The sequence below is a fragment of the Microvirga sp. 2YAF29 genome (assembly GCF_052114605.1).
Lineage (GTDB): Bacteria > Pseudomonadota > Alphaproteobacteria > Rhizobiales > Beijerinckiaceae > Microvirga.
In genome coordinates this window covers 35725-58404 of the sequence record NZ_JBFRFB010000007.1, presented here as the reverse complement: position 1 = coordinate 58404, position 22680 = coordinate 35725, and the positions used below count along the sequence as shown (strand labels likewise).

The 22680-nt window shown below is 60.8% G+C and carries 24 protein-coding genes, 1 tRNA gene and 1 other RNA gene; 8 read left to right on the top strand and 18 right to left on the bottom strand.

Annotated elements, in window-relative coordinates; genetic code table 11:
- Positions 1 to 47 precede the first annotated feature (47 nt).
- Both AB4Y85_RS11225 and AB4Y85_RS11220 read left to right on the top strand, forming a co-directional pair.
- Complete coding sequence (locus AB4Y85_RS11225; RefSeq protein ID WP_441984980.1) at positions 48 to 1340, top strand: adenylosuccinate synthase; 1293 nt, start codon at positions 48 to 50, stop codon at positions 1338 to 1340.
- 34 nt (positions 1341 to 1374) lie between these two features.
- Positions 1375 to 2571, top strand: a complete 1197-nt coding sequence (locus AB4Y85_RS11220; protein WP_441984979.1) for a histidine kinase — start codon at positions 1375 to 1377, stop codon at positions 2569 to 2571.
- 70 nt (positions 2572 to 2641) lie between these two features.
- Here the strand turns inward: AB4Y85_RS11220 and rpoH are convergent, their stop codons facing one another.
- Both rpoH and AB4Y85_RS11210 read right to left on the bottom strand, forming a co-directional pair.
- Positions 2642 to 3538 carry an RNA polymerase sigma factor RpoH gene (rpoH, locus tag AB4Y85_RS11215; protein WP_441984978.1) on the bottom strand — a complete coding sequence of 299 codons (897 nt, stop codon included), beginning with the start codon at positions 3536 to 3538 and terminating at the stop codon, positions 2642 to 2644.
- 194 nt (positions 3539 to 3732) lie between these two features.
- On the bottom strand, positions 3733 to 4734 hold the full coding sequence (locus AB4Y85_RS11210; RefSeq protein WP_441985140.1) for an RluA family pseudouridine synthase: 1002 nt from the start codon (positions 4732 to 4734) through the stop codon (positions 3733 to 3735).
- Between the two features lie 92 nt (positions 4735 to 4826).
- On the opposite strand from AB4Y85_RS11210, the gene AB4Y85_RS11205 reads away from it, so the two are divergent.
- Positions 4827 to 4902 (top strand) — tRNA-Glu (locus tag AB4Y85_RS11205).
- Between the two features lie 91 nt (positions 4903 to 4993).
- On the opposite strand, the gene AB4Y85_RS11200 is transcribed toward AB4Y85_RS11205, so the two are convergent.
- Positions 4994 to 5335, bottom strand: a complete 342-nt coding sequence (locus tag AB4Y85_RS11200; protein WP_441984977.1) for a hypothetical protein — start codon at positions 5333 to 5335, stop codon at positions 4994 to 4996.
- A 109-nt stretch (positions 5336 to 5444) separates the two neighbouring features.
- Between AB4Y85_RS11200 and AB4Y85_RS11195 the strand changes: the two genes are divergently transcribed.
- Positions 5445 to 6740, top strand: coding sequence for an NAD(P)/FAD-dependent oxidoreductase (locus AB4Y85_RS11195; RefSeq protein ID WP_441984976.1), 1296 nt, complete (start codon positions 5445 to 5447; stop codon positions 6738 to 6740).
- 19 nt (positions 6741 to 6759) lie between these two features.
- Here AB4Y85_RS11195 and AB4Y85_RS11190 read toward each other — a convergent pair whose 3' ends face one another.
- The 3 genes from AB4Y85_RS11190 to AB4Y85_RS11180 form a co-directional block, all read right to left on the bottom strand.
- Positions 6760 to 7872 (bottom strand): amino acid ABC transporter permease, encoded by a 1113-nt coding sequence (locus AB4Y85_RS11190; RefSeq protein ID WP_441984975.1) that lies wholly within the window; start codon positions 7870 to 7872, stop codon positions 6760 to 6762.
- 3 nt (positions 7873 to 7875) lie between these two features.
- The gene (locus AB4Y85_RS11185) at positions 7876 to 9048 is read right to left on the bottom strand and encodes an amino acid ABC transporter permease (RefSeq protein WP_441984974.1); all 1173 of its coding nucleotides are present in this window, start codon (positions 9046 to 9048) and stop codon (positions 7876 to 7878) included.
- A gap of 66 nt (positions 9049 to 9114) precedes the next feature.
- Positions 9115 to 10149 (bottom strand): amino acid ABC transporter substrate-binding protein, encoded by a 1035-nt coding sequence (locus AB4Y85_RS11180; protein ID WP_441984973.1) that lies wholly within the window; start codon positions 10147 to 10149, stop codon positions 9115 to 9117.
- Between the two features lie 196 nt (positions 10150 to 10345).
- On the opposite strand from AB4Y85_RS11180, the gene AB4Y85_RS11175 reads away from it, so the two are divergent.
- Positions 10346 to 11983, top strand: a complete 1638-nt coding sequence (locus AB4Y85_RS11175) for an amidohydrolase (protein ID WP_441984972.1) — start codon at positions 10346 to 10348, stop codon at positions 11981 to 11983.
- Positions 11984 to 12064: 81 nt separating this feature from the next.
- Here the strand turns inward: AB4Y85_RS11175 and AB4Y85_RS11170 are convergent, their stop codons facing one another.
- The 4 genes from AB4Y85_RS11170 to hydA are packed head-to-tail and all read right to left on the bottom strand — an operon-like array spanning position 12065 to position 17187.
- A complete protein-coding gene (locus AB4Y85_RS11170; RefSeq protein ID WP_441984971.1) occupies positions 12065 to 13519 on the bottom strand; it encodes an amidohydrolase family protein in 1455 nt (484 codons plus the stop codon).
- A 47-nt stretch (positions 13520 to 13566) separates the two neighbouring features.
- Positions 13567 to 14235, bottom strand: a complete 669-nt coding sequence (locus tag AB4Y85_RS11165) for an aspartate/glutamate racemase family protein (protein WP_441984970.1) — start codon at positions 14233 to 14235, stop codon at positions 13567 to 13569.
- 7 nt (positions 14236 to 14242) lie between these two features.
- A complete protein-coding gene (locus tag AB4Y85_RS11160; protein WP_441984969.1) occupies positions 14243 to 15691 on the bottom strand; it encodes an amidohydrolase family protein in 1449 nt (482 codons plus the stop codon).
- A 35-nt stretch (positions 15692 to 15726) separates the two neighbouring features.
- Positions 15727 to 17187 (bottom strand): dihydropyrimidinase, encoded by a 1461-nt coding sequence (gene hydA / locus AB4Y85_RS11155; protein ID WP_441984968.1) that lies wholly within the window; start codon positions 17185 to 17187, stop codon positions 15727 to 15729.
- Between the two features lie 491 nt (positions 17188 to 17678).
- Between hydA and ssrA the strand changes: the two genes are divergently transcribed.
- Together ssrA and AB4Y85_RS11145 are read left to right on the top strand one after the other, a co-directional pair.
- Positions 17679 to 18063: a transfer-messenger RNA gene (gene ssrA / locus AB4Y85_RS11150) on the top strand.
- Between the two features lie 78 nt (positions 18064 to 18141).
- Complete coding sequence (locus AB4Y85_RS11145; RefSeq protein WP_441984967.1) at positions 18142 to 18882, top strand: hypothetical protein; 741 nt, start codon at positions 18142 to 18144, stop codon at positions 18880 to 18882.
- 77 nt (positions 18883 to 18959) lie between these two features.
- On the opposite strand, the gene AB4Y85_RS11140 is transcribed toward AB4Y85_RS11145, so the two are convergent.
- Positions 18960 to 19679, bottom strand: coding sequence for a lysophospholipid acyltransferase family protein (locus AB4Y85_RS11140; RefSeq protein WP_441984966.1), 720 nt, complete (start codon positions 19677 to 19679; stop codon positions 18960 to 18962).
- A 55-nt stretch (positions 19680 to 19734) separates the two neighbouring features.
- Between AB4Y85_RS11140 and AB4Y85_RS11135 the strand changes: the two genes are divergently transcribed.
- Positions 19735 to 19956 carry a hypothetical protein gene (locus tag AB4Y85_RS11135; protein ID WP_441984965.1) on the top strand — a complete coding sequence of 74 codons (222 nt, stop codon included), beginning with the start codon at positions 19735 to 19737 and terminating at the stop codon, positions 19954 to 19956.
- Positions 19957 to 20221: 265 nt separating this feature from the next.
- On the opposite strand, the gene rpsU is transcribed toward AB4Y85_RS11135, so the two are convergent.
- The 7 genes from rpsU to AB4Y85_RS11100 form a co-directional block, all read right to left on the bottom strand.
- A complete protein-coding gene (rpsU, locus tag AB4Y85_RS11130; RefSeq protein WP_441984964.1) occupies positions 20222 to 20527 on the bottom strand; it encodes a 30S ribosomal protein S21 in 306 nt (101 codons plus the stop codon).
- 77 nt (positions 20528 to 20604) lie between these two features.
- Positions 20605 to 20799 carry a hypothetical protein gene (locus AB4Y85_RS11125; RefSeq protein ID WP_441984963.1) on the bottom strand — a complete coding sequence of 65 codons (195 nt, stop codon included), beginning with the start codon at positions 20797 to 20799 and terminating at the stop codon, positions 20605 to 20607.
- Between the two features lie 69 nt (positions 20800 to 20868).
- Positions 20869 to 21216 (bottom strand): DUF6481 family protein, encoded by a 348-nt coding sequence (locus AB4Y85_RS11120; RefSeq protein ID WP_441984962.1) that lies wholly within the window; start codon positions 21214 to 21216, stop codon positions 20869 to 20871.
- Positions 21217 to 21265: 49 nt separating this feature from the next.
- The gene (locus tag AB4Y85_RS11115) at positions 21266 to 21466 is read right to left on the bottom strand and encodes a hypothetical protein (protein ID WP_441984961.1); all 201 of its coding nucleotides are present in this window, start codon (positions 21464 to 21466) and stop codon (positions 21266 to 21268) included.
- Positions 21467 to 21572: 106 nt separating this feature from the next.
- Complete coding sequence (locus tag AB4Y85_RS11110; RefSeq protein ID WP_441984960.1) at positions 21573 to 21782, bottom strand: cold-shock protein; 210 nt, start codon at positions 21780 to 21782, stop codon at positions 21573 to 21575.
- A gap of 344 nt (positions 21783 to 22126) precedes the next feature.
- A complete protein-coding gene (locus tag AB4Y85_RS11105) occupies positions 22127 to 22354 on the bottom strand; it encodes a hypothetical protein (RefSeq protein ID WP_441984959.1) in 228 nt (75 codons plus the stop codon).
- Between the two features lie 111 nt (positions 22355 to 22465).
- Positions 22466 to 22675, bottom strand: coding sequence for a cold-shock protein (locus AB4Y85_RS11100; RefSeq protein ID WP_441984958.1), 210 nt, complete (start codon positions 22673 to 22675; stop codon positions 22466 to 22468).
- Positions 22676 to 22680: the final 5 nt, after the last annotated feature.

Here is a 22680-nt window from a genome sequence, read left to right as displayed (position 1 = left end):
CAAACCCTGGCCTTGCGCCGGGGTTTTTTTATGTGAGGCTTTAAACGATGGCGAATGTGGTTGTCGTGGGCGCCCAATGGGGCGACGAGGGCAAGGGCAAGATCGTCGACTGGCTGTCCGAACAGGCGGACGTGGTCGTGCGGTTCCAGGGCGGGCACAATGCCGGCCATACCCTCGTGATCGGCGACAAGGTCTACAAGCTGTCGCTGCTGCCCTCCGGCGTGGTTCGCCCCAACAAGCTCTCCGTTATCGGCAACGGCGTCGTGCTCGATCCGCATGCACTCGCGGCTGAAGTGTCGCGCCTGTCCGAGCAGGGCGTCTCGATCTCCCGCGACAATCTGCGCGTGGCCGAGAACGCCACGCTGATCCTCTCCATCCATCGCGAGCTCGATGCATTGCGCGAGAGCGGCAGCGCCGGCACGAAGATCGGCACCACCAAGCGCGGCATCGGCCCCGCTTACGAGGACAAGGCGGGCCGCCGCGCGATCCGCCTGATGGATCTCGCAGACCTGCCGTCGCTGCGCGACAAGATCGACCGGCTGCTTACGCACCACAACGCGCTGCGCCGCGGCTTCGGCCTTGCCGAGTTCAAGCCCGAGGAAATCTACGAGGAGCTGGCCTCCGTCGCGCCAAAAGTGTTGCCCTACATGGATGCCGTGTGGCGCCTCCTCGACGAGGAGCGCCGGGCCGGAAAGCGCATCCTGTTCGAAGGCGCGCAAGGCGCGCTGCTCGATGTCGATCACGGCACCTATCCCTTCGTCACCTCGTCCAACACGGTGGCGGGGCAGGCGGCGACCGGTTCGGGCCTCGGCCCCGGCGCCGTCGGCTACGTGCTCGGCATCGCCAAGGCCTACACCACCCGCGTGGGCGAAGGCCCGTTCCCGACCGAGCTGTTCGATGAGATCGGCGAATTGATCGGCCAGAAGGGCAAGGAATTCGGCGTGGTGACGGGGCGCAAGCGCCGCTGCGGCTGGTTCGATGCCACACTCGTACGCCAGACCGTGCGTACCTCCGGCATCGATGGCATCGCGCTCACCAAGCTCGATATCCTCGACGGCTTCGAGACGATCAAGATCGGCGTCGGCTACAAGCTCGATGGCGAGACGATCGATTACTTCCCGGCGAGCCAGGGTGCTCAGGCACGGGTCGAGCCGATCTACGAGGAATTCGAGGGCTGGAGCGGTTCGACCGCGGGCGCGCGCTCCTGGGCCGACCTTCCGGCACAGGCCGTCAAGTATGTCCGCCGCATCGAGGAACTCATCGGCGCGCCGGTGGCCGTGCTGTCCACATCGCCGGAGCGTGACGACACAATCCTCATGAAGAACCCCTTTGAGGGTTGACGGCAGGGCGTCTCAGGGTCCATTTCGAGTGGAAATGGCAGATTATTACCCTCTTATTGCACGAGCCGTCGAAGGCTTGACCGACCAGACGCCAGCCACGCGGCGCGCTGTTTATGAGCGCGCCCGTACGGCGCTGGTCGCCCAATTGCGTTCGCTCAACCCGCCCCTGTCCGAAAGCGACATCCAGCAGGAATGCACGTCCCTCGACGAGGCCATCACCCGGGTCGAGGCCGATCGTACCGCGCCGCCGGCAGGCTTCGATCCCGATGCCTTCGCCAACATGCTGGCCCAGGAGCCGGATCCGCAGAAGCCTCAGGCTCCCGTGAGCCACGGCCTTCGAGCGCCTTCGCAGGATGGCGCGTCCGAGCCGGAGCCCGAGGAGCCCGCCTATGTCGACCAGGGCCAGGCCCGGCCGAAGGTCGATACGCGTCCACACCCGGCCCTGAACCAGGGAGGGCAGGGCCGGATGCGCTCCATCCTTCTCGGCTCCGCCATCGGCTTTGTAATCCTCTGCATTGCCGGGCTCGCCTGGTGGCAGAGCCAGTCGGACCCGCCGGTTCCGAGCGAGCCCGTCGCCGAGACGGCCCAGCCCCAGCCCAATTCCGAGACGGCGAAGATCGACGAGCGCGTCGGTGGCCCCGCGGCCCCGCAGGCTCCCGCAGCCAGTCAGAACGCGGGTCAGGCGACCGGTGCGGTACAGCGCGCCGTCTTCTATGAAGAGGATGCGACCAACCCGCAGACGCCGAAGGCCCAGGTAGGGCGCGTGACCTGGCGGCTCGAGGATGTGAATCCCGGCCAGGGTCAGGCTCTCGAGAAGGCCGTGACCGCCAATATCGAGATCCCCGATGCGGGCGTGACCATGAAGATGGTGATGCGCCGCAACCTGGATACGACGCTGCCTGCCTCGCACACGGTGGAGCTGACCTTCACGACTCGCAACGGCGACACGGGCCGCGTGATTCGCGATGTGGGTCTGCTTCAGCTCAAGAACGAGGAAGCCGCGCGCGGCACCCCGGTCGCCGGCCTGCCGGTTCCGGTGCGCGAGAACCTGTTCCTGATCGGCCTGTCGAACCTTCAGGGCGACATGGAGCGCAACACCGAGCTGTTCGTGCGCCGCAACTGGCTCGACCTGCCGGTGCGCATGGCCTCAGGCCAACGCGCGATTCTGAGCTTTGAGAAAGGCGCCACGGGCGAGCAGGTCCTCAACAGCGCCTTCAGCCAATGGCAATAAAGCTTGCCACGTGAGGCAACAAAAAAGCCGCGCATCACAGCGCGGCTTTTTTCATGGACCGATCTGATGTTCAGGCCGAGGCATCCGCGGATGAAGTCTCGATCTGGGTGAGGTTTTTCTTCACTGCTTCCTGGATCTTCTCGAAGGCGCGCACCTCGATCTGGCGCACACGCTCGCGCGAAACGCCGAACTCGGTGGAGAGCTCTTCCAGCGTGATCGGATCGTCCGAGAGACGGCGCGCCTCGAAGATGCGGCGCTCGCGCGGATTGAGCACGGAGAGGGCGGTGCGCAGAGCGGTCAGCCTGTTCTGGCCTTCCTCCTCTTCCACCAGCACCTGCTCCTGGCTCTGGCCGCTGTCCAAGAGCCAATCCTGCCACTCGCCGCCGCCTTCGCCCTCGTCGCGAAGAGGCGCGTTGAGCGAAGAATCGCCACCGAGACGGCGGTTCATGTCCACCACGTCCTGCTCGGTCACGCCGAGCTGGGTTGCGATCTGCTTGACGTGGTCGGGACGAAGATCGCCTTCCTCGAAGGCGGAGATCCGGCCCTTGGCCTTGCGCAGGTTGAAGAACAGTTTCTTCTGGTTCGCGGTGGTGCCCATCTTCACGAGAGACCAGGACCGCAGAATGTACTCTTGAATCGCCGCTTTGATCCACCACATGGCATATGTGGCCAGGCGGAAGCCCTTGTCGGGTTCGAAGCGCTTGACGGCCTGCATGAGGCCGACATTGCCTTCGGAGACTACCTCGCCGATCGGCAGGCCATAGCCACGGTAGCCCATTGCGATCTTGGCGACGAGACGCAGGTGGGATGTTACGAGCTTGTGGGCAGCATCCCGGTCTCCATGCTCACGCCAGCTTTTGGCGAGCATAAACTCCTCATGCGGTTCTAGCATGGGGAATTTGCGGATCTCGTCGAGATAGCGGGACAAGCCCCCTTCATTGGCAAGCACTGGAAGCGCTGTAGCCATGTCTTTTCCTCCTTTGGCTCCCTCTAACGTGAGGCAAGCCTGAGGCGGCCCCCACAATGGCCGACCGCCCAACTTCCTTATATAAGCAGTTCGACCGTGTCCGAATAGAGGCGTCAGGCTTCAAGACGTGGTGAACGCACGAGACTCGCATGTGTGCCACCGTGACTGAATTTTGCGACGCAATGCCGCCGGTTTCAGTGTCGAAGTGCTTCCAGAAGCGCCGCCATATCGGCGGGGAGGGAACTCTCGAACCGCAGGAATTGGCCTGTTCTCGGGTGTTCGAAGCCCAGAATGGCTGCATGTAGCGCCTGCCGTCCGAGGTTGCGCAGGGCCTCCTGCTGCGCCTCCGTCAGGCGATTGGCCTTGGTCTTGAAACCTGAGCCGTAGGTGAGATCCCCGAGAAGGGGATGGCCGATATGCGCCATGTGCACGCGGATCTGATGCGTGCGGCCGGTCTCCAGCTCGCATTGAACGAGGCTTGCCATGGGCGCCGCCGGCGGCAGGCCTTCCAGCAACTGGTAATGGGTGATTGCGTAGCGCCCACGCTCGTTCTCGTCCGAGACGATGGCGATCTTCTCCCGGTTATGCTGGCTGCGGGCCAGCGCCGCCTCCACCGTGCCCCGGCGCCGGTCGGGCACGCCCCACACGATGGCCAGATAGCTACGCTCGAGCGGGCCTGTTCGCCCATGGTCTGCGAACTGCTCGGCCAGCCCCTGGTGCGCCAGATCGTTCTTGGCGACAACCAGCAGGCCGGAGGTATCCTTGTCGAGCCGGTGCACGATGCCGGGGCGCTTCACGCCGCCGATCCCAGAGAGGCTGTCTCCGCAATGGGCGATGAGCGCGTTGACGAGGGTGCCTGAATCGTGGCCCGCCGCCGGGTGGACCACCAGCCCTGGCGGCTTGTCGATGACGATCACGTCGTCGTCCTCGTAGACGATCACGAGGTCCATCGCCTCGCCGACAGGCTCCGCCGCGACAGGCGGCGGCACGATCAGTCCGATCCGCGCCCCGCCGCCGACCTTTCGGCCGGGATCGAGCACCGGAGCCCCATCGAGGGTCACCTGTCCCGCCTTGATGAGCGCCTGGAGGCGGCTTCGCGACAGGTCGCTCTGGAGCCTGGCAAGCACCCGGTCCAGCCGTTCCGCCGGCAATCCCTCGTCCAGAATCCATTCCTGCTGGGTCGATGCGTCCACAATGTCCTCATTTTGGCCGAGTCCTTCGCTTTTTTCAGCGAAAAGACTTGATGCGATTCAGAAGGGTGGTTATACGAGCGGCCTCCACCTTGCTAGCTCCCTTCGTCTAGCGGTCTAGGACGTCGCCCTCTCACGGCGAAAACAGGGGTTCGATTCCCCTAGGGAGCGCCATCCCTTCCGGATGGTCTTTGATACTGTCGGGCTTTATGGCCCATTTGTCCCAGCTTCTGAACTCCAGAACGAAAATTGGGATGATGGATGTTCAAGCGTTCTCCTCGATCAACTTCGACATTGCACTAACAGCAAGCTCTGGCTTTTGCGCTGCGCAGGTATGGCGCTCGACCTCTTCAAAGGTTCGATGGACGGTAATGGCCATGATCTCGTGAGGGACAGCGCCCAGTTCAGCCAACGGCGCCACCAGCTTCTCATCATACTGCCTCGCACCGGCTGCCGACCTGGGTGCTGTGATCGATGCGTCTGAACTTGGCGTTGCTGTAGCAAACGATGCAGAGCGCCCGGGAAGTCGTGCTGCGACTTCGGCTCCGAGGGCTTCATCTCTAAAGCCCAGATCCACTCTGGCACAGCACATGCCGCTACCACGCATCTAACCGTCTTGATCCCTTCAATCTCGTATTGCTCTTCGCGAAAAGGAGATCCACTTTTTCTCAGGACACGCTAGGCTTTGCGGAGTTCACGATGATCGAGGGATCCTTATGACCGGCTATGGAGATACCTACTACGCACGGACGCTTGCGGACACGTCACAACGCGCTTCGCTTGAGGGCGTGGTGAGTGCCGATGTCGCTGTTGTCGGCGGTGGGCTTGCAGGCCTCACGGCCGCCCTCGATCTGGCGCGGGCAGGTCGCTCGGTCGTGATCCTCGAGGCTGAGCGGGTCGGGTGGGGAGCATCAGGCCGCAATGGAGGATTTGTCGGACCGGGTTACGCAACCAGCCACACCAATATTACCCGCATGGTAGGTTCCGAGAGAGCGCAGGCGTTGCACCGGCTTTCGATCGAGGGCGTGAGCATCGTCGAAGGGAATATCGATAGTCTCGGCATGACCGATAACCCGCGCGTCTACGGCAAGATGAGCGTGCTCCGATACCATGATCCCGACAGCCTTGCCCGCCAGTGCGAAACGATGAAGAGGGAGTTCGATTACGGCCTCGAAGTGATGCCAACTGAAGCGGTAAGAAATGTTCTGCGCTCGCAGAAATATCATCAGGCGATCTATGACCCCGCCTCCTTTCACTTTCATCCCCTCAACTATGCCCGATCCCTGGCAAAGGCGATCGAGTCCCTGAACGGCAGGATCTTCGAAAAGTCGCGGGTGACAGGCTGCGATGTCGAGGGAGCGGAAAAGATCGTCCGAACAGAACGCGGTGAAGTCAGGGTACGCGATGTGATTCTGGCAGGCGGCGGCTATACGGACGATCTGGTGCCCCGCCTACGGCGCAGCATGCTGCCGATTGCTACCTACGTGCTTCTGACGGAGGCGGCACCGGAGAGGATTGCCGAGGCGGTGCGCACGCCGTTGGCAATCAGCGACAATCGGCGCGCTGGTGATTACTATCGCCTCGTCGACGGGGGATCGCGGCTCCTTTGGGGAGGGCGGATCACGACACGCACGACGGAGCCGCGCCGTCTCGCAGACATGATGCAGAGGACGATGATCTCCACATATCCAAAGCTCAAGGGCATGCGTGTGGAGACTGCTTGGTCGGGGCTCATGGCTTATGCGCGCCACCTCATGCCACTCATCGGGCAGCTCCGGCCGGGTGTCTGGTACGTGTTAGGGTTCGGTGGACGCGGCATGAACACAACCGCCATCGGAGGCCGGGTCATCGCAGAGGGCATCCTCGGCACAAGCGATCGATACCGCCTCTACGAACCCTTCGGGCTCGTGTGGAACGGAGGGCCTTTCGGAGTTGCTGCGGCTCAACTCACCTACTGGACCTATCAAGCCATGGATCTTGCAAAGGAGCGGCAGGCGGCTCGCACCGCCTGATCGGTGCTCCCACTGATGCTCAGTCGTGCCCAAGGCGCATGCGGCGTTCCAGGAAGCGGCTGTAGGCGCCCATCCCGTAGGAGAACACCAGGTACACGACGGCCGCGAAGACGTAGCCTTCCAGAACCGCTATGCCCACCCAGTTCGGGTCCGTCATCGCCGTGCGAACGGTGGAGAGGAAATCCAGAAGGCCGATGATCGTGACGAGCGTCGTGTCCTGAAAGAAGCCGATGGAAATGTTCACCAGCGGCGGGATGGCGATCTTCAGGGCTTGAGGCAATACGACAAGGCGCATGGCCTGCCAGTAATGCAGTCCCATCGCGCTGGAGGCCTCGTGCTGCCCTCGTGGGATCGCCTGCAAACCGCCACGGACCGCCTCTGCGATGTAGGCGGCTGCGAAGATGATGATGGCGATCTGCGCGCGGAGCAGCTTGTCCACCGTCATGCCGCTCGGCATGAAGAGCGGCAGCATGACGGATGCCATGAACAGGATGCTGATGAGCGGCACGCCTCGGATCACTTCGATGAAAACGATGGCGATGACGCGAATGGCGGGAAGCTTCGATGAGCGTGCCAGAGCGAGAACCACGCCGAGAGGAAAGCCGAAGGCCAGCCCGACCGCCGAGAGCAGGAAGGAGAGGGGCAGGCCGCTCCACTGGGTTGTCGGCACATAGGACAGGCCGAAGATGCCGCCCCAGAGAAGGATTGCCGTCGATACGATCGTGATGCCCCAGAGAACGAGCAGGTTCCTGTTCCAGAAGCGCGGGATCATCGTGATGCCGATGGCGCCCAGGAAGAGCACCATGGCGAGCAGCACGCGCCAATGCTCAGCGTAAGGGTAGACCCCGAAAACCATGAAACGGAGCTTCGCTTCGTAGAAAGGCCAACAGGCGCCGTTCCCTACCTTACAGGCCTGGGCCCCGCCTTCCGTCACGGCGCGAGTCACGAGCCAGCCGTAAGCCCCTTTCACGCCAAGCCACAGAACCCACAGACAGGCCAGCGTAATGACGGCATTGACAGGCGTTCCGATGAGAGGCTTCAGCGTGCGGCGGAGGAACCGACGCTCCACATCGGTCTCTCTCTTCAAAGGCATCTTCACCTGGGCCTCGGCAATGTCAGTCGCTGTCGTCATCGCCTAGCGCTCCTTCAATGCAACGCGGCTGTTGTACCAGTTCATGAACAGCGAAATGAGGATCGACAGACCCAGATAGACCAGCATGAAGATCGCGATTCCCTCGATCGCCTGTCCCGTCTGGTTCATGGTGGTGTTCGAAACCATGACAAGATCGGGATAGCCGATGGCAATGGCGAGTGACGAGTTCTTGAAGATGCTCAGGTAGCTGCTGGTGAGCGGAGGAATGATGACCCGAAGGCCCTGAGGCAGGATGATGAGGCGCATGTTGAGACCGTCCCTCAGCCCCAATGCGCGCGCCGCTTCCCATTGCCCTTTGCGCACCGACAGGATGCCGCTTCGCACGATTTCGGCGATGCCTGCCGATGCGGAGAGTGAAAGGCCGACGAGAAGCGCGGTGAATTCCGGCGTGAGCTGCGAGCCGCCCGTCAGGCGGAAGCGCCCCTTTTCCGGAATGCTGACCGTCAGATCGGGCTGCAGGATCAGCGCGGCGAGGATAGGCGGTCCCAGAAGCGCGAGGAGAATGAAAGGCCAGTTGGTCCGGGCTCTCCCTGTCCTGATGCGCTCGGCCATTGCGCGGCGATGCAGAAGAAGCGCAAGCGCACCTCCGAAAATCAGCGCCGCGAGAATGAGCATATGGGCGCTCTTCCACACCAGGGACGGCACGGTCAGACCGCTGTTGCTCAAGAAGACGTGAGGCAGAATCTCCCAAGCTTCGCGCACGGCTGGTAGGCTCGTGACGATCAGGGCGTACCAGAGAAAGAGGTAGAGCAGGAGAGGGACGTTGCGGAGCGCCTCGACATAGAGAAAGGCCAGAAAGGCGAGAAGCGGATTGCGCGAAAGGCGGGCGATGCCGACGATCAATCCGAGGATGGTGGCGAGCGCAACGCTCCAGGCAGAAACCCAGATCGTATTGACGATGCCGACCAGAATGGCACGGCCGTATGTATCGGTGGGTTTGTAATCGATCATCGCCTGGCTGATGACGAAGCCGGCTTCACGGCTCAGGTAGCCGAAGCCTGTGGCGATATTCTGCTCGGCCAGTTTTTCCGATACGTTCGAAAACAGATACAGCCCCAGAAGGACGATGCTTCCGATGGCGATTGCTTGATAGAGGATGGCTCGAAAGCGAAGATTGTAAAGGAGCCTTGTCCCGCTCAACGCATCGGCGCGCATGATGACCCTTTCCGGAGACCGCTGAGGGTGAAACGGGCGGACTTTCGTCCGCCCGTCGATCTCAGATTACCGGAACGGCGGCGCATAAAGCAGGCCGCCCTTGGTCCAAAGCTCGTTCGGGCCGCGGGTTAGGCCCAGACGGGTTTCAGGGCCGAGATTGCGGTTGAAGACTTCGCCGTAGTTTCCAAGGGATTTGATGATGTTGTAGGCCCACTTGTTGTCGAGGCCGAGCATCTTTCCGAAATCGCCGTTCACGCCGAGCATTCGCTGAATCTCGGGATCCTCGCTCTTGAGCTGCTCATCGACATTGGCCTGGGTGACACCCTTTTCCTCGGCGCCGATGAGAGCGTAAACCGACCAGTTCAGGATATCGCGCCAGTTCGGATCATTCTGGCGGATCGTCGGGGCGAGCGGCTCCTTCGAGATGGTCTCGGGCAGCACGACGTACAGCGACGGATCATTCGCGATGGCGCGAACCGACGCCAGGTCCGAGCGGTCGGTGGTGATGGCGTCGCAGCGTCCGTTGAAGAAGGCATTGCGCCACTCATCGGAATTCTCGAACACCACGGATTCGTACTTGATGTTTTTCGGACGGAAGAAGTCTTCCAGATTCTGAAGCGTTGTCGTGCCGGGCAGCAGGCAGATCGCCGCATCTGCGAGTTCGCTTGCGCTCTTCACGTTGAGCTTGGAGGGCGCCATCAGGCCCTGGCCATCGTAGAACACCGTCGGTCCGAAATCGAGGCCGAGCGACGCGTCGCGGGAGAAGCTCCAAGTGTTCTGGCGAGAGAGAATGTCCACTTCGCCGGATTGAACCGCCTGGAAGCGCACATTGGTGTTGAGCGGAACATATTCGACCTTGTCGGGATCGGCGAAGATCGCAGCCGACATGGCACGGCAGATATCGACGTCGAAGCCGCGTCGAACGCCCTTGTCATCGGCATAAGAGAAGCCGGGGGCGACCGGTGACACGCCGCAAAGAATCTTGCCGCGCTTCTTGACCGTGTCCAGCGTTGCCTGGGCGGAGGCGGGCGCCGCCGAAAGGGCGGTAACACCAGCGACGAGGCCCATCGCAAGCCAACGGGCCATAGTTTTGGATTGCATCATCTCACTCCCTCTTTCCGTGCGCCTTATCTGGTCGCTAACTCGTTAAGCTAGACCTGAAACAACCGAGGTTTCAAGGACAGATTTTCCCAACGTCATGTGCCTCATATCTTGCAGGTTGACTAAAAGGTATGCAAACTCGACTTTCCTCAACTGCAGCTGATGCTGCACCTGCTTCCTGCTGCGCGAGTGGCCTATGCCCATCCTTCCCAAAGCCGATATCGTCCTTACAAACGGCCGCGTCTTTCGCGGAATTTCAGAACAGGTCACCGAAGCAATCGCCTTGTGGGCGGGGCAGGTGCTCGCGGCAGGATCGTCGGCCGACATGCAGCCTCTGATCGGCCCATCGACACGGGTGATCGATCTCGCCGGCCGTCTTGCCACGCCGGGCCTTTGCGATTCTCACATGCACCTGCTTCCTTACGGGGTAATCATGGGGCATGTGGACGTGCGCGCTTCATCCGCGCCGACCCTCGCCGGGCTTTTGGAAAAGGTCAGGCAGCGCGCCGCCGTCACACCTCCCGGTCAATGGATACAAGGGCGGGGATACGATCAGTTCGAGCTCGATGTCGGACGCCATCCCCTGCGTGAGGAGCTTGATGCCGCCGCGCCGGATCATCCTGTCGCGATCGTGCGGGCTTGCGGACATGTGACGATTTGTAACTCGAGAGCGCTTGAACTGGCGGGCATCGACGAGACGACGCCTGTTCCACAAGGTGGCGCCATCGAACAGCGGGACGGGCGATTGACGGGCCTTCTGGCGGAGACCGGGCGTGACCGTCTCAAGGCCGTCTTGCCGGAGCCTACCGATCAGGAGCTTGTTCAGGCCATCGACGATGCAGGCCAGGCCTGTCTGTCCTATGGCATCACCAGCGTCATGGATGCAGGCGTCGGCATGAGGGCGGGCTACCGTGAGGTCGCGGCCTATCGCACGGCCCAGCGCCTCGGTCGGCTGCCTGTGCGGACGACGCAATGTCTGCTCGGTGGGCCGGGCGGAGTTGTCGAGCAGGCCTATGCTGATGGCGTCGTGACGGGCGTGGGAGATTCCATGCTGCGTGTCGGCCCTGTGAAGATTTTCACCGATGGCAGTGCCGGAGGGCGGACGGCCGCGATGAGCGAGCCCTATCTCGGCGATCCCAGGACCACCGGCCTGATGCTGCTGCACGACAACGAGATGAACGACCTCGTGCATGATTACCATGCCAAGGGTTACCAGCTCGCCGTTCATGCGATTGGCGATGCCGCCATCGAGCAGACGCTTAACGCGTTCGAACGCGCTCTCGAGGCCATGCCGGATCCGGACCGCCGTCACAGGATCGAGCATGCCGGCTATGCCAGGGCGGACCAGAACGCCCGCATGAAGCGCCTCGGCGTTCAGCCGGTGCCGCAGCCTGTGTTCATCTATGATTTCGGCGACCTTTACATTTCCGTCCTGGGTGGGGAGAGAGCAAAACCTTCCTATCCCCTGAAGACCTGGATCGATCTCGGCTTCAAGCCCGCAGCCGGCAGCGATGCTCCCGTCTGCGATATCAATCCATTCCCGAACTTCTTCTCGATGCTGACCCGCATGACCTCGCATGGAACCGTCATGGACGCGCGGGAGATCGTGTCCATCGAAGAGGCGATCACCGCGTTCACGGAATTCGGCGCTTATGTGAACAAAGCCGAACACGAATGGGGCCGGCTCGTTCCCGGCCTTGCGGCGGATGTCGCGGTCTTCTCGCGCGACCTTCTATCGGCGTCGCCCCAGGATATCCTGAACGATACCCGATGCGATCTGACGATCCGTGGCGGAGAGATCGTGTTCGACCGTCACGGAGAGACGGCGCGTTAGCTCAATCCGCTTCAATAGGCACTCGCGATCGATAGGCCCCGAGATTGCCCGGGGCCTTTCGCGTTTGGCGCAACCTCCAAGTTATCCGTTGCGTGTCGGGAACACGCGCGGGCTCAATTCCTCGAGGCCGCGGCCGGCCCAATCGCGCTGAGGCGCGGCCGCAATGGCCTCTGCTTGGCCACGACGCAGCATGTCGAGATCCTCGTCGATGTCGAAATTCAGAACCTCTCCGTTGCGCACGACCTGAAGGCCGTCGACATAGACGTCCTTGATAGCCCTGTCATTCGCCGAATAGACGAGGCTGCGGATCGGTTCATAGTCGGGCTGCATGTAGGGGTTGTTCATGTCGACGACAGAGAAATCCGCCTTGCAGCCTGGTGCGAGGCGCCCCAGATCGGGTCGTCGGATCATGTCGGCGCCGACGGCGGTCGCGGCCATGAAAGCATCCCGCGTCGTGGAAGCGGTGAAGCTGCCCGCAACGATGCGGCCTGCATAGCAAGCCATGCGAAGCTCATCGAGCATGTTGTGCGGAAAGCTGTCCGTGCCGATGCCACAGCGGATGCCGGCCTTCACGTAGCGGCTCAAAGTGTTGAGAGCGATGCCGCGCCGGGCGAACACGACCGGGCAGTGTGCCACCTGGGCGCCGCTGTCGCGTAGCCGCTCGAAATCGTTGGCGTGAGGCCAGTGCAGCCAGGGATGATCATTCAGGAAGATGCAATGGCCGATGATCGTGTCGGGGCCGAGCGCTCCAATCTTGTCCAGCCACTCGATGGGCGTGGAGCCGTAGCGACGCATGATCTCCTGGAACTCCACGATGCTCTGCGCAGCGTGAATCTGGATCGGCTGGTTGCGCTCGCGTGCGGCATCGAGTGCGTCGCGGATCTGCCCTTCCGTGCAGGTGTCGATCTGCGCCGGACCGATAAAGCCCGTGATGCGCCCACTCGGGTGCTTTGAGGCGGCATCCGCGATGTCAATGGCTTCCCGCAGCAATCGGTCGCCCGTGGCAGGATCGAGATCGTATTCCACCGAGTGACCATTCGTGGTTTTCCAGGGGCCCGACCGGAACATCCCCCAAAGCACCGCGCGGATGCCGGTTTCCGCATATTCGTCGGCCCATGTCTCACGGGGCCTGCCGAGATCGCAGATCGTCGTCACGCCGCTCTTCAAGAGTTCCGATGCCGCAACTCGTAGGGCCGGGCGCGTGTATTCAGGGCCGATCTGGAATACCGGCATGAACTCGTAGAGCGAACTCTGGCCGAGGCGCGGGCTGCCGAGTTCTTCCAGCATGCCTTTCCAACCCGGTTCATGACCAGGATGACTATGTACGTTGACGAAGCCCGGAATGATCATCATGCGGCTCGCATCGACTTCATCATCGACCGGGCCGGAATAGCCTTCGCCGACATGGACGATATCAGCGCCCTGGATCACGAAATCCGCATTGCGGAGATAGGTGTGGGATTGAGCGGCTTCATCCCAGGCGACGATCCAGTCGCAGTTCCGGAAAAGGGTCGTCTTGGCGACGCCATCGGTCATTTCAGGCTCCATGAGAGTAGGCAGGGCGCGGTGCAGAATATCTTCGGTCAACTCAGCGGATACGATAAGCGGACATGGCCGACAGCCATGGCGACGGCAGCTTGCGTCGGCTCGACGACGGGAATGCCGACAGCCTCTTCCAGATCCGCGCGAAATCGGGCCATGCCTGCGCAACCCATGACGAGAACATCGGCGCCATGCGTATCTTTCAGCGTGCGCCCGACCTCGATCATCCGGCCGAGAGCCCGATCTTCGTCGGAAAGCTCCGCAACACCCAATCCGATCGGGAGGTCAGCGGCAAATCGATCCATGACACCCATGGCGCCGAAATAACGAAGATGCCGTGGGATAGAGGTCGGCAGGATGGCGATAACGCCGAAGCGCTGGCCGAGAGTGAGCGCATTCACCACTCCGCATTCAGCGATGCCGAAGACGCGGCGGCGGCTTTGTTCGCGCAAGGCGTGAAGACCCGGATCGGAGAAGCATGCGATGACGAAGGCTCCTGCGCTGCCCTCCAACTCGGACGCCTTGCACAACATGGGGCCAATAACACTATCGACATCCCGCTGCGACTGGATGCCAGGCGGTCCATCAGCCAGGGAAAGGCACACGACGTCCGGCCCATCGGCGCTTCTCAAGGGAGCCACTGCCTGATCGATGGCAGAGGTGACGGCTTGCGACGAATTCGGATTGATAACGTAGACCGAAGCGCTCATGGCGGCCTCAAGCTCGACGAGCGAGCGGCAGGGAATAGGGAGCGAGAACGGAGAGGGGACGGCCCTGTGGGTCGTTCTGCGCAGCCCGTCTGCTGGCGCGCTTCTGCGCATCCTGCAATTCACGCACCGCCCCGCCGTAATCCAAGTTGACGACGAGCCTGTCCTTCACGACCGCTTCGCCGTCCACATAGACATCGCGAATGGCGCGCTCGGCTGCACAATGGATCAGGTTGCGCAACGGATCATGGACCGGCTGCATGGCTGGATGGCTCAGATCCACCAGGGCGAGGTCCGCCTTGGCGTCGGATGCCAATCGTCCGATGTCGCTGCGTCCAAGAGCTTTCGCTCCGCCCGTCGTTGCCGCGGAAAACAGGCCGCGGGTATCGAGATCGAAGACGCTGCGGCCTGAAACGCGCGAGCAGATCAGCGCCTCTCGCATCTCTTCCAGCATGTTGAACGGATAGCTGTCGGTGCCGATGCCGACATTGACGCCTGCACGCCGATAGGCGCCAAGACTCTCCAGCGTCATGCCGCTGCGGGCGAAGGTGACAGGACAATGGGCGACCGAAGTGCCGCTTCCAGCAAGCCGCGCGAGGTCGTCTCGGCTGCGCTGCCGGGTCCAGGAATGGTGATCGAGAAAAATGCAGTGCCCCAGGATCAGGTCCGGCCCGAGAACACCCAAACGCTCCAACTTGGCCGGGGCGGTTTCGCCAGTGCGCCGAAGCAGCTCCTCGTGCTCGGCCATGGTCTGCGCCGCATGGATGGTGATGCGCATCCCACGGCTGCGGGCTTCCGAAACCGCCTCCTGAATCAGCTCTTCGGAGCAAGTCTCGATCTGCGATGGCGCAACCACGCCGTCGATACGGCCGCTGGGATGCGTGCGGGCCTTGTCCACGAAAGCCAGCGCCTCGGCATAGCGTTCGCGTCCTTGTGCCGTGTTCCATTCATAGTCGAGGCGATGACTGCCGGCCATGCGCCACTGCGCTTCCCGGAAGCCCGGTGCGAGGTAGGAACGCAAACCGCTCTCGGCCGCCAGGGAAAGCCATTTCGGCGCGGGTGACGCGATATCGAGATGGGTCGTCACGCCGCTGCGCATCAGGTCGCCCAGCATCACCGTCTGGCACGCTGCCTTTGCATCTTCGTCAGCGTCGAGCAAAGCGGAATATTCATAAAGGGCGTTGCCCCAGAGGGCAGCGGTGCCGACATCCTCAAACAAGCCCTTCGCAATCGGTTCATCGCCGGAATGGCAATGGATATTGACGAGGCCCGGCATCACCATGAGGCCGGAACCGGGTATTTCCTCATCGGCACGCCCTTGATAAGACGCGCCTATATGCAGGATGCCTCCTTTGGAGAAGGCCACGTCCACATCCTGCATGTAGACATGCTGCGAGGCATCCTCATCCCATCCAACTACCCAAGCCGCGTTTCGTACAACCCGTATTGTTTCAGTCATGATTTACCGAGCCGGTGAGAGATGGGAGGCGTTGCTCATAAAAGCTTGGCGCCGAAATTGGTTTGAGGATCGAATTCGGGACTCAGCGTCCCGGTGGGCCGCATGGATGCCGAGCAATCCCGCAATTGCAGGCGTCCCGATCCCGGAGCGGCATGAAGCATTCCGTCGGAAACGAGCGTCTCGCCACGGCGCAGGACGGTTTCCGGCCAGCCTCTCAGTTTTGTTCCAGCGAAGGGATTGTAGCCGACATTGTCGTGCAGCCCATCATCGGTGAGCGTCACCTCCCGATCGGGATTCCAGATCGCGATGTCGGCATCGGCGCCGACCGCAACGGCGCCCTTTCGGGGATGGAGGCCGTATATCCTCGCCGGAGCCGTGGCCATCAGCTCCACGAACTTTTCGAGGTTCGAGCGTCCCCGGCTCACCATGGCATCGAAGAGCAGAGGCAGGCGCGTTTCGAGCCCGGGGAGCCCGTTCGCAATCTGCTTGAAATTCGCATTCGATCCAGCGGCGAGCTTGCCGCTCTCATCGAACCGGTATGGGGCATGGTCCGAGGAGACGATCTGAAGGTCTCCCAAATCAAGTGCCCGCCACAGTGCTTCCTGATCCGATACCGCGCGTGGGGGAGGGCTGCACATCCATTTCGCGCCTTCGAGGCCAGGCCGGTCCAGATCCTGCGCGGTCAGAAACAGGTATTGCGGACAGGTCTCTGCAAAGACCTTGATGCCCTCACCGCGCGCGCGACGAATGACGGCTGCGCCCTCGGCTGTGGAGACGTGGAACAGCATGATCGGCTGATCCAGCAACTGGGAGAAACGGATGAGGCGTTCGAACGCCTCGATCTCGCATGCGCGAGGATGACTCACGCCGTGAAATTTCGGCTCGCTATAACCCCGTGAAACAAGCCTGTCGGCCATCCACTTGATCATGCCGTGGTTCTCTGCGTGAGCGCAGACGAGAGCACCATGCTCGCGAGCCACCATCATCACGTCCAGGACCTGCTCATCAAGTAGGCGCACGCGATCATAGGTCATGAATATCTTGATCGACCGATGGCCGGCATCGATCAGCCGGGGGAGATCCTGCTGCAGCGTTTCAGGTGTCGGATCTGAAATCCAGAGATGGAAAGCATAATCCGTGATGGCGCCAGCCTGGGCAAGCCGCGCGTAATTCTCGACCACATCGCGTAACCTGTCTCCGCGATGTTGCGCGGCGAAAGAAATGACGGTGGTGGTTCCGCCGAAAGCGGCGGAGCGGGTTGCCGTTTCGAACGTATCGGCATTCATCAATCCACCGCCGGAGAGCTGCTCGATATGGCAGTGAGCATCCACGCCGCCTGGAAGAACGAGCTTGCCAGCCGCATCGATGGTTCGGCGTGCCTGAAGGTTACGGCCGAGTGCAGCAATCACGCCGCCCTCTATCGCCACATCCATCGTCGAGACACCTTCGGTAGTCGCGACGCGACCGCCTTTAAGGACCAGATCGTACTCAGCCAAGAGCGTTCCCAGAACTATAAGATTACAGTTTTCTTCTTATGATGTGCAGTCGCAATGTATGCGTATGAGTTGAGCCTAAGCAAGGAGAAGGTGGGAGAGATAAGAGGCTAAATCGCCTAACCGCGCTTTCACGTATATCTCAGTGGCTTCTTCTTCTTCGCAGCCTCAATTCTTTTGCACTGCAGCAGAGGCGAGAGGCACTGCCTGCCAAAAGCCGACCCTGTGATGAGATAAGACATGGTTTCCATCGGATCGACTATCGGTTTGTTGTAACTATAATGCATACTCTGACAGCGCTATCCGCTGATGGAACGCAGTCGCGAAGCTTTATTCAAAGGCTGGCAACTCGCGGCGGAAACCATGGTGCTCCCTGGATGGTTCGACAGCGCGCTCAGACGGCTGCGGCTTCAGAAGGATATTGGCGGATCCGAAGGGCCGGTATCGTCACATGGCGTAGCGGGGCGCTTCATTGCGAACGATCGTCCGCTTTAAGACTGGCTATTGTGGTTTTAAATGTCTATATCGCAGGTGTCAGGTTCGCCTGACTATGATCGTAGAGGCATAGTGAAATAGGCGTTTAGGACGCGGGTTCGATTCCCGCCGCCTCCACCACAAGCACACCGGCTGTCCATGTACCGCAAGGCGGATTTTGGGCGATTGGCCTTTCTTCGAGGTCTGACTGCTGACTCGGTGTGTTTGTGATGGGGGCGATATGGGTTCGACTAGGCGCGATAAAGGCTAGGCTGCGATCAGGCTGAGCTACGGCCTCGACAGTGCAAATTCATAAATGCCAACGACAACGTTGACATGGGTGCAGTGCGCCTCGCGGCGTAATCATCCGGGGCTCGGGAAAGCCTAGCAACAGAAGCGGCACCTTCGGGTGCCGTTCCCTTTTCAAACCATCTGCCATTTCAGCAGTTGATCCTAACACCACGAAAGAGAGACGAAGAACAGATGTCGCAGATTCAGGTGGATGGCTACATCCGGGTCCCCAAAGGAACAACGGTCTACCCGAAGGGTGATGGTGTTGAGGCTCCGTCTACACGCGAACAGGTGGTGAAGGTCACGAACATTTTCGATGTGGACGTGAAAAGCGATAACTTCTACCTGCTGCTTCCTGACGATATGCGGCTGCGCTACTTCGACTCCAATGGCGGCAAGCGCCCCATTGATCAGGATATTTTGGACTTTACGGATCGCCTGACCAAAGGCGATTATCGGGCGGTCGAGTGGTCGAGCAAATGGGCGCTGATCGCCGATGTTCAGCATGCCGAGCCTCCTGCCCGCGCGAAGGCGGCAAAGAAGGCGGACAAGCCCACAAAGCAGCCTGTCACGAAGCAGCAGAAGATGGTGACGGGTTCCGAATGGCGTTTCACCGAGGATGCAGAACTTAGCTATAAAGTCCGCAATCCGGCCTATGCCACCATGCGCGAGGATCTCGCGAGCGGCCTGAGGCATCTGCCATCCCATGAGCGGACGCAGGCTGTCGACGCCCGGTTGAACGAGCTTGGCATCAAGGATCATCTTGAAGAGCCATGGGGCATAGTGAAGGCAGGCGAGACCTTTACGGTCCGTGGCAAGCTGACTTCCGGCTTCGCAGGCGGGCAAGATGTTCCGATGCTGTTCCGGGGCGAGAAGTTTACGCTGCCCTATAGCAGCCTCGAGCCCTACATCGAACTGGTGGTCGCACAATAACAGTCGCGAGCCGGGCCAGCCCCATTTCGGCAAGTGGGGTCATGGACCCGGCGCGACACCGCTTTCGGACGCTGGATTTAAGCGGCCTGAGGCCACGAGGATTGTCTCTCCGCCTCGAGAAGTTGCTCCGCCCTGTGCGTGAACTCATGCCCGGACAGACCTGGGGCAATCGGATCGAGATAAGAAACCGAAATTGTCCCAGCTCGCTTATAGGGCCGGCCGGGTCCCCAGAAATGGCCCGAATTCAGAGCCACAGGAAGAACCGGTCTGCCGAGCCTGGTATAAAGCAACTCGACCCCACGCTTGAATTCGATCGGCTCTGAGACCGGCTTCCGAGTCCCCTGAGGGAAGATCAGCACGGAACGACCCTGAGCCAGCGCGGCTTGACTCTCCTCCACCATCTTCCGCACAGCCTTCGAGCCGCTCTCCCGGTCGATCAGGATCATCGGCGAGTTGCGTAGGAAGTAGGAGAAGACAGGAATCGTCAGCAGCTCCTCCTTGGCGACGATAGCCACATCCGGGAACAGTGCCAGGAATGCGAGCGTCTCCCAGGTGGACTGGTGATTGGCGATGATCAGGCAGGGGCCGTCAGGGATATTGTGTTGTCCACGCTCGGCGTAGGTCAATCCAACGAGCCACTTCAAGTTGACGAGGACACCGCGGGCCCACAATCGTGACGCCAGCCGAACACCCCGCTCCGGGGAACCGCACAGCCAGAGAATCGCCAGTACGGGCGCAAACAGTCCCGTCCAGATGGCCAGCACAAAGTCAAAGAATGTCGAGCGGATGCGCTGCACGGCGGATGAACCTTCCAAGGAGTCAGCGGTGAGAGGCTGCCGACGAGGGGACATCATGTCCGGAATCAACGGCGCGGATCTGCGATTCACCGGCAGCGCGTTCCGTCCCGCTTGCGGTGTTCTTGATCCTGTAGGTGAATTCAGAATTGCTCTCAGGCATCAGGCGAGTGACTTCATAAATGCCGCTTGTGCGGTCGGCAAAGTGCGTGCCGGCAGCATGGACCAACTGGCCGATGGAATATTTGTGGCTCAAAAGATGCCTCCTGTGATTAGTTGAGCGATGTCGGCCGAGGCGCTGTGTAAGCCCGGATTGGCCGATGATGCTCGACCTCAGCATCGCACGGCTTGTCGATGGTTCCGGACGGCACCATTCTGCCGTCGTCACGCATCATGTCAGCCGCACGATGAAATGCGCCGCATCATCGAGAATGTCGGCGAATTTTTAAGCCTAGGCTCCGGCTGAGGACCTGCTGAGCGGCGCGCGATACTCCGCGCGCTGCTCGCAAAGCTTGACCCAATACAATGCTTCAGATCGGAACCGATTAAACCTTCGGCTCTGCCGCCGAAGGGCGGGATCCGGGGCCGGAAGCTGCTCCCGGACGGCGTGCTCCGGCGGCAAAGCGAGGCTTGGGCTTGGGGGCAGCGATCAGCCCCTCTCGAATAGCCTGCTTACGAGCCACCTTGCGGCTGCGCCGCACGGCTTCCGCCTTCTCGCGCGCCTTACGCTCAGACGGCTTTTCGTAAGCCTTGCGCTGCTTCATCTCACGGAAGACGCCCTCACGCTGCATTTTCTTCTTGAGCACTCTGAGAGCCTGATCGACATTGTTGTCGCGTACCAAAACCTGCAAAGGATATCCTTTCTGTTCGTTGGGTTAATGCCGCTGCGGCATGTCTCCGATGGAAGTTAAATGAACGGTTCAGAAGACTACGTGCTACGAATTTCGCTCTCACGGACAGCCCGCTCGATCGCACCAGATTTGATTCGGTACGAAAGCTCGCCGGTCTGATCGGCCGGCATAAGCCGCGTGACTTCGTACACGCTGGCGGAACTCGTCTGGCCGTCAGAAAACCCGGGTTGCTTCAGCCGGACCAGTTGCCGGAGTTTGAACTTGTGAGACATCGGTCGATCTCCTTGCTGCTGAGTGAACTGAACTCGGCGCAAGCGCCGGGACGTGATCGGTAGGGGTCACTACTTTCGTGCTTTGCGGGCCGCATAGCGAGCATCACGGGCAGCCTTGCGCTCGGCCTCCAACCTGATGTCGTCTTCCGCCTTTTGGGCGGTTGCGCGTACTTCCTGCTCGGCTTGTTCTGCCGCAAGAGCCTCACTCTCTGCGGCCATGCGGGCGTTATCTGCAAGGCGCTGAGCTTTCCTCTCGGTAAGGCGGGTATCCCGCGCTTCGCTCATGGCAACCCGAGCGGCCCGCCGTTCCGCAACCGCAGGGTCATCAGGGCCGGGCTGCTGACGGAACTTTGCGACCATCGCCTGCTTCGCGTCCCTGGCGGCGTTCAGCCGTTCTCCAAAATCTTTCTGCTTCATTCCACTCATTGACCTTAACTCGTCTACGTTATCTGACTCAGGCCACCATCTACCGGACGCGCCGGATGCTGGTGATGGTGCCTTCCGGCAGCGATCCTTGCTCTTGCTGGGCCCGCGCAACCAAGCCAACGGCCCGCGTGTCGCCTGCCTGTGCAAGATTGTCGATCCACAGATAGGCCGTGCGACCATCGTCATAGCTCACCATGAACATGACCGATTTGGCAGGCGCAGCTCTTCGAAACGTGTTCATCACTTCCTCACTTGGCGACTATCGAATAGTAGAGTTTCCCAAAGAAAAAGCCGCTCCACCCGGGAGCGGCTTCGTGACGGCGCTTATGATGTGCGCCCAATCACCCTCAGGCCTTTTGGATATTGTTGACAGCGGTCTTGCCGGAGCGGCGATCCTCGGCCGTATCGAAAAAGACCTTCTGGCCTTCGACCAAGTCGCGCATGCCGGAGCGCTCCAGGGCGGTCGCATGGACGAACACGTCCTTGCTTCCGTCGTCAGGCTGGATGAAGCCGAAGCCCTTCATGTCGTTATAGAATTTCACGGTGCCCATGATCATGGGAGTACCCTTTTGCGGTCGATGCAGATGCACGTGAGCAAAGGCCCGCAGAGCGTGACCTCAACTCGGTTCGTCGATGGTTTGGAGAGAGTCCGAACGTGCGCCTGGCAGTACCAACAGCGAAACGGCCCGATTGTCCGGCCAAAGTCGATAATAGATATATAGAGAAAATTCAGAATTTTACAAGAGGGGCACCTGAAAACGGCCAAAGACCACGAGGTGGCTAGTAAAATTTACTCTGTTCTGGTGCCAAGAAAATTTCTGAGGGCCGCTGAAATTCAGTCCAGCATAGCGGTAATGACCATGATTGCAGGAAGATATTACTGTGGAGAGACTCATCCACGCTAGACGGGTGAGCGCGTAATCTTCTTGATCGGGATGCGCGGGCGGCCGGCTTTCTCGGCAATAGCATTGTCCTGCTCCTCGATGGTTTTCCGAGCGGGCTCATCGCCGTCAAGCCCGCCGAGAAGCGTACGTGGAACGCGCCGGTTCGAGCTGCGGGAGCCATCCTCGTAGAGAATGTCGAAGAGGGCATAGCCGCTCTCAACTGGCTTTGACTTCTTGCGGGCCAATGTTTGTGTTCCTTTTCCGGCTCGATACCGGAATGTAGTGTCGGCAAAAAAGCGCAGAGGCCGCCTCGGATGAGGCGACCTCTGTTGCAAAATTGGCGGTTAAAGGCCGAATTAAGCCGTTTTCAGGTTTCCAGCGGATTCCTTGCCGGTGCGGCGGTCGGATTCGACCTCATAGGAAATCTTCTGACCTTCAACCAAGCCACGCAGGCCGGCGCGCTCCAAAGCGGATGCGTGGACGAAGATGTCCTTGCCGCCGTTATCCGGCTGAATGAAGCCATAGCCCTTTGTTTCGTTGTACCATTTCACTGTGCCTGTCGCCATAACGA

Bases quoted from the DNA above. Each gene is read 5' to 3' on its own strand.
- AB4Y85_RS11225 (WP_441984980.1), top strand. From the start codon at position 48: ATGGCGAATGTGGTTGTCGTGGGCGCCCAATGGGGCGACGAGGGCAAG.
- AB4Y85_RS11220 (WP_441984979.1), top strand. From the start codon at position 1,375: ATGGCAGATTATTACCCTCTTATTGCACGAGCCGTCGAAGGCTTGACC.
- rpoH (WP_441984978.1), bottom strand. From the start codon at position 3,538: ATGGCTACAGCGCTTCCAGTGCTTGCCAATGAAGGGGGCTTGTCCCGC.
- AB4Y85_RS11200 (WP_441984977.1), bottom strand. From the start codon at position 5,335: ATGCGTGGTAGCGGCATGTGCTGTGCCAGAGTGGATCTGGGCTTTAGA.
- AB4Y85_RS11195 (WP_441984976.1), top strand. From the start codon at position 5,445: ATGACCGGCTATGGAGATACCTACTACGCACGGACGCTTGCGGACACG.
- AB4Y85_RS11190 (WP_441984975.1), bottom strand. From the start codon at position 7,872: ATGACGACAGCGACTGACATTGCCGAGGCCCAGGTGAAGATGCCTTTG.
- AB4Y85_RS11185 (WP_441984974.1), bottom strand. From the start codon at position 9,048: ATGCGCGCCGATGCGTTGAGCGGGACAAGGCTCCTTTACAATCTTCGC.
- AB4Y85_RS11180 (WP_441984973.1), bottom strand. From the start codon at position 10,149: ATGCAATCCAAAACTATGGCCCGTTGGCTTGCGATGGGCCTCGTCGCT.
- AB4Y85_RS11175 (WP_441984972.1), top strand. From the start codon at position 10,346: ATGCCCATCCTTCCCAAAGCCGATATCGTCCTTACAAACGGCCGCGTC.
- AB4Y85_RS11170 (WP_441984971.1), bottom strand. From the start codon at position 13,519: ATGACCGATGGCGTCGCCAAGACGACCCTTTTCCGGAACTGCGACTGG.
- AB4Y85_RS11165 (WP_441984970.1), bottom strand. From the start codon at position 14,235: ATGAGCGCTTCGGTCTACGTTATCAATCCGAATTCGTCGCAAGCCGTC.
- AB4Y85_RS11160 (WP_441984969.1), bottom strand. From the start codon at position 15,691: ATGACTGAAACAATACGGGTTGTACGAAACGCGGCTTGGGTAGTTGGA.
- AB4Y85_RS11145 (WP_441984967.1), top strand. From the start codon at position 18,142: ATGTCGCAGATTCAGGTGGATGGCTACATCCGGGTCCCCAAAGGAACA.
- AB4Y85_RS11135 (WP_441984965.1), top strand. From the start codon at position 19,735: ATGTCCGGAATCAACGGCGCGGATCTGCGATTCACCGGCAGCGCGTTC.
- AB4Y85_RS11125 (WP_441984963.1), bottom strand. From the start codon at position 20,799: ATGTCTCACAAGTTCAAACTCCGGCAACTGGTCCGGCTGAAGCAACCC.
- AB4Y85_RS11120 (WP_441984962.1), bottom strand. From the start codon at position 21,216: ATGAAGCAGAAAGATTTTGGAGAACGGCTGAACGCCGCCAGGGACGCG.
- AB4Y85_RS11115 (WP_441984961.1), bottom strand. From the start codon at position 21,466: ATGAACACGTTTCGAAGAGCTGCGCCTGCCAAATCGGTCATGTTCATG.
- AB4Y85_RS11110 (WP_441984960.1), bottom strand. From the start codon at position 21,782: ATGATCATGGGCACCGTGAAATTCTATAACGACATGAAGGGCTTCGGC.
- AB4Y85_RS11100 (WP_441984958.1), bottom strand. From the start codon at position 22,675: ATGGCGACAGGCACAGTGAAATGGTACAACGAAACAAAGGGCTATGGC.